This window comes from Moorena sp. SIO3H5, from assembly GCF_010692395.1.
GTDB lineage: Bacteria > Cyanobacteriota > Cyanobacteriia > Cyanobacteriales > Coleofasciculaceae > Moorena.
Genome location: NZ_JAAHHS010000758.1, coordinates 1 through 1,413 on the forward strand (window position 1 = coordinate 1; position 1,413 = coordinate 1,413).

Sequence of the window (1,413 nt, forward strand, 5' to 3'; positions counted from 1 at the left end):
TTGCCTCTTGCCTTCCCCTCCTGGGAGGGGTTAGGGGTGGGTTCCTCTTGCCTCTTGCCTCTTGCTTCTTACCTCTTATCTCTTGCCTACTCTCTACTCTATAAAAAAAAATTTATATTATTATAAATAAACCGTTTATTGGTAAAATCTCCGTAGGAAAAATCGGGTAAAACCGATTTCTACGGAGACAACAAAAAAATTAGAGGTTAATTGCATTTACATCAATCTTCCAGCGGGATACGTCGCTGGCTTCCAGCCAATAGTTGACTTTAGTTAGCTGTAGCTGTCACCGTAAACATAAAGGCGTAATCACCACCTTCAAGGGGTAAGAGTCCCTCGATCATCATGTCAGCTTCAACCTCGAATTCGCTAGGAGGTAAATTTAGTGGTATTGCTGCAGGTTCTCCCATAGTACGTTCGATTTCATCAGTTGTTGCACCACCAATCTCACTAAAAGAAACGCTATAGGTGTAGGTTTCTGCGGTTTCTAAAAGTCTTTCAGATACCTCATTCGTCGCCATCAAGTCTCCAAGAGAGATAGTTGCTGGACTATTACAAAGCATCAAACCTGTAGCATAATCACCTGGGTTAATAACAGCTAATACTTCGGGATTAGGGTTTGTTAAAGCACCAGGTTGAACATCTACAAAAGAACAGGTTCCCTCTACTGTGCCCATAAATTCGAAATCCTGCTCTATAGGAGCAGGCACCTGAGCAAAAGCACTGCTAGCAAGAGCAGCAACACCTAAAGTAGTTAACGCGGAAATAACTAAGGATTTACCGAATTGGTTTCTCATGTCCTTTATCTGGTGGAAATCAACTGTTTGTTTCTACTCCTATTCTTTCCTAATTTGCTAACTGGATACATCCGGAAAGATACCGAAGTTTAAAATTCAGTGAAGTTGATTACGGTGGATGAAATTACCGGTGATGGGGTGATGGGGTGATAGGGTGATGGGGTGATGGGGTGATCGTTTTTGTAGTAGTAAAGTGCCAAAAGAAACCAATCGACAGGTAGAGTTACTACGTAAGTACTCCTAGTGCAACAACCCTGAAGTATCAAACCCCTTAGTTGTTACTGTTACTTGAGCTGACCAAGTTGGGAAGTCTGTATGTAGTTTCCCTTAAAAAAATTAGTCAGTATTTAGTCAGCTCATAGGTGTTGGATGAAACTTATTTCACTAGCTTATCTAGCTGTAACAACTCTCTTGTGTTCTTTGATTACCATAACTTCCGTTTTTGCCGAAACCCTAGCACCTGAGGTATCAAAACCGGAAGTCGCCGCCACTACCTCTAGCCCAAGGCGAAACGATAGTGATCAATTGATTATTCTTCCTGTGGGCGTCAATCTGGGAAAACAGAATGTGATTCCTAGTACTTTAGTGCGGGGATTTGAAGATGGTTCCCAGGCAA

2 protein-coding genes are annotated in these 1,413 nt (G+C 42.0%); one reads left to right on the top strand and one right to left on the bottom strand.

What is annotated here, in order from left to right:
* Window positions 1–269: 269 nt before the first annotated feature.
* Window positions 270–797 (bottom strand): hypothetical protein, encoded by a 528-nt coding sequence (locus tag F6K52_RS36280; RefSeq protein WP_293090062.1) that lies wholly within the window; start codon window positions 795–797, stop codon window positions 270–272.
* A gap of 369 nt (window positions 798–1,166) precedes the next feature.
* Between F6K52_RS36280 and F6K52_RS36285 the strand changes: the two genes are divergently transcribed.
* Window positions 1,167–1,413, top strand: a 247-nt coding sequence (locus tag F6K52_RS36285; protein WP_293090064.1) for a hypothetical protein, incomplete at its 3' end; no start/stop codon positions are given.

Excerpts from the sequence above, each read along its gene's own strand:
- F6K52_RS36280 (WP_293090062.1), bottom strand. The coding sequence starts at position 797 with ATGAGAAACCAATTCGGTAAATCCTTAGTTATTTCCGCGTTAACTACT.